The sequence below is a fragment of the Bacillus sp. AFS040349 genome (genome assembly GCF_002577655.1).
GTDB lineage: Bacteria > Bacillota > Bacilli > Bacillales > Bacillaceae > Metabacillus.
On sequence record NZ_NUMC01000149.1, the window covers coordinates 1 to 3,818 of the forward strand.

Consider the following 3,818-nt stretch of genomic DNA (forward strand, 5'->3'; position numbering starts at 1 on the left):
AATTAATATTGACAAAAACATCGTATTTATAACATATTAACTAGATTAATCTCGTTAAAAACACATGTTAACATACTTACATTTGAATTGCCTACATATCAAGAGGGAAATTTACATTATATCAACAATTACACAAGTTAATATTCGATATTAACATATTAACAAGTAAACATTCGTAAATGATTTCCATAAAAAAAGGATAAAAAATTTGATATAGTTGATAGATTTATCCTGAACCATGATTATTTTTATAAGTAATAGTTTTTTAGGTAACGTCAAATAGCCTAGTAGAAATTGGATTTTTTTCATATCACTAGGCTGGCTATTTTAAATTATAGTAGAAAGCAGCGGTTTACTTCCAGTTAGTTGGAATTCGCGTATTTTGGCATCATGGATATATTCGTATGGAATATCTTTAATAGCATTTTTGAACTGCTTTCTAAACACTTTCCTAAAGAAACCACCAATTGTATATATCTTAAAGTGACCTAATCGCTCTTTTTCCCGTTGTATATGTTCAACCACGCTATCAAGCGTATTTAGGAAGAAGGATCTCAACCATTTATCTCTGTATTTGTAACTATTATCATCCTCGTCGATTAAATGGTAAAGAAATGACACTACTTCTTGTTTAAAAGCGATCATTATATCTTTCTTATCACGAGCTTTATATTTAATTTGCAGTTCATCTAAACGATATGTAAGTTCTTGTGAAAATTTTGCTAATAAACGATTTACTTCAAACTCATCAGTATCTTCAATTACACATTCAGGTTTTAAGGAGAAGTTAATCTTTTTAATCCAAACCTGCTCTTTACGATAAGAAAGACCTTCAAATTCAATATCAAAAAGAGCTTCAAGAATCTCAAGTACTTTTCGAACATCTTTGGCTTTTTTATTAAGCTTCTTTTTTAAGGTTGACATTTTTCGAGATTGCTTTAATTTATCTAGTGAGATCATCCCTATGTTAGACATACTGGTTCTAAACTGGTTAAAAAGAGATAAAAGCAGTTCAATACCTTCTGGATTAGAAGTACGTACAAACTCCGCCAAAATGTTTGTGTCAAAAAGAGCATGCGGAACAAGAAGGTAGTTTAATTTTACGCCTTCTCTTTCGGGAGTATTTAATCTTTCAACATCTTTCAGAACCAAAACTGGTAAATCGTTTTGGATCTCTTCTTTAACAAAATGGAACTTCTCTAGAAACTTTTTCCCACCATACAATGAGGTATAAGGAATGTCTAACTTTCTAGCCCAGTATGATAAGTTATATTCTTTCAAAATCCCTCTTGGATTGTTTTCAATGTGCATTTGTTTTAGCATAGTTAAATAGACTACATATGCAGAGGCAGTAGGTTTATCAAAGGATTGATCTTTAATATATCTGAATTCATCTAGAATATGTTGGTGCATTCTAAATCCATCAATTTTTATCTTTCCCATAGACATGTTCATACCTCCTTTATGTAGTGACTTGATGATAGAGCTGTTTAAATTTTTTCTTATAGTAAATGTCTATCATATAAATTCTATCGGCTAATTAAATTAGTCTGTTTTTAGAATTTAGTAACCATTTGTAGAAATATTTACTAATATGCAGTATTATAGCAAATCGGTTGTGCACAAAAATCCCTTTTTAATTAAGGACTTGTGCACAAAGATGCACAACCCTTGAAACTATACGTAACAAGGGTTTGAAAAAAAAGTCGAAAAAATTTATGTTCACTCAAACGTCATTAATTCGTGCACATTCGAGCATGTTAACGTCATAGCTTCATCAGTATGTGCACAGAAATAACTGAGATATCGTTGATATATCAAGGGTTTTAGAGAATTTGAGACTATAAATTGTGCATGTTAACGTCATATATATTAATTTTATTAGTAGAATTTATGTGCAAGGAGACGTCACTAATTCACAATTGTGCAGGTGAATAAAGACAGTTTGATATCACTTTAATGATATATATTTAACTCTTGTTCATAATAACGACGTTTTAGAGTCTGATTGTGCACAAAAAATAAGTCCATAAAAGGTTGGTAAATCAAGATTTTTCATCTAATGAGTATAGATAGGAGCAAGGAAACGTCAGTAGTTCACATTTGTGCACATAGGAGCAAGCAAACGTCAGTAGATGTATTTCTGTGCACATAGGAGCAAGGAAACGTCACTAATATCACCTTGTGCATGCACAATTTCATCCTGTGCATGCACATAGGAGCAAGGAAGCGTCATTAATTCACAATTGTGCATCTGTTGGGTTATAAAAAAATTTGATCGAAAACACGTATTGATCAATACAGGTTCTCTAAATATTTAATAAGTTGTTGCTTTAAAATAAAGTTTAATCAAATTGATGCTATAACCTTGATATAAAAACAAATAAAAAGAGTATGTTTTGAAAAAAGATTGATCAAAACATACTCTTATAGTATTTTATCTGTTTATTCGTTTATAAAAAACTTTGATCATTTTCTAGTGAATCATCCTCAACAACAGCGCTTTGTTTATGATGATTGTGAAATTATTCAGTTAAAACTTTTATTTCTTTAGCTAAAACTTCTCTACTTTCTACACTCTCGTTAATGTCATTTGGAATTTTCAGAACGATATTAACATGTTGACTTTCCCGTAAATCTTGTATATCCAATTTTTGATTATCTGTTCCAATAATTATAGACTGTTCATTAAGTTGAACTGTACATAGATAAGCTATTGCTTCTATATTGCCTTTTTTATTTCTATTTACTGCATTAGAACATTCGACCACTACTGTATAGTTACCAATGGTTTCAATAACACCTTGAAATGAAGTTATTTCATCTGTACAAGTACAAGCACTTATTATCAATAACAACATTAAATTGACTCCATAAAAACACTTATTGAACTTCATTTAATGATCACCCCTATTAATTAGACGAAATAATAAAAAAGGGGTTTCGTTTTTATTACCTGCCTTCATTAAGTATTATAGGCAGAGCTGGATCTTCATCTCTTGCGCTTTTATTGTTGAGGTTTATATTATATATTTATCTCTTAATGCATTAACGTTGTGAGAGGGCTTAACTCATTATTATTGCTTCCTAAAATGTTATTTAAGATTTAATGTAATATATTCTGCTGTATAGGGGTCAAATTGAAAATGGATTAATACCCCATCTTTCATCCCTTTAATAGAATAATAAAGTTTATCATTATTATCACTTATAGTTTTAGAATGATTTTCTATAATTTCCACTTTCTCTTTTTGCTTAATAGTACCTTGGGCTTCTGAATAGGTATAATCAGGTTTAGTTGTAATATAGATTATAGGGACACATATCAACAAGATAATTGAAATATATGTTGTAATTTTACTCATAGTTGACTTGGCAAGATCTAAGTCAACTATTGTGAAAAACATCCAAAAAATTACTGCAATTAGTACTGGTACTAAGGTATTAAACATTGTTATATAAACATATTTTTGTGAGTTCAAATTTAAGAAAAGTAATTCAAGAACTCCAATTAACACTACTAAAAAAATAATAATTAGCCTCTTAGCTCTCATCCTATCACTTCCACCAATAAAATTCTTATAAATAACTTTCATACAAAATGTCTATTCCTTAATATTTTAGTGGTTTCAGAAATTTTAATATATATCAGTTTTAGTGGAATAAGAACCATTACTTTCCTTTATGAATTTTATTTATTGATAAGTAAGCGACAAAGCTACATATAGCAAAAGAAGAGATACCTTAATTTAAGACTCAATTTAAACCATTTATTTCTTACATTTAGGAACTCAGTCCTCAACAATCTGGCCATTATC

At 29.5% G+C, this 3,818-nt stretch carries 3 protein-coding genes; all 3 read right to left on the reverse strand.

Translation table 11 applies throughout. The features are described 5' to 3' along the window. Nucleotides 1-327: 327 nt before the first annotated feature. Nucleotides 328-1,449 carry a hypothetical protein gene (locus COD11_RS24255; protein ID WP_255301699.1) on the reverse strand — a complete coding sequence of 374 codons (1,122 nt, stop codon included), beginning with the start codon at nt 1,447-1,449 and terminating at the stop codon, nt 328-330. A 1,076-nt stretch (nt 1,450-2,525) separates the two neighbouring features. Then, nucleotides 2,526-2,897: a hypothetical protein gene (locus COD11_RS24260; protein WP_098799474.1), complete on the reverse strand. Its 372-nt coding sequence runs from the start codon at nt 2,895-2,897 to the stop codon at nt 2,526-2,528. Nucleotides 2,898-3,095: 198 nt separating this feature from the next. After that, nucleotides 3,096-3,554: a hypothetical protein gene (locus COD11_RS24265; protein WP_218012757.1), complete on the reverse strand. Its 459-nt coding sequence runs from the start codon at nt 3,552-3,554 to the stop codon at nt 3,096-3,098. Between the last annotated feature and the right edge of the window lie 264 nt (nt 3,555-3,818).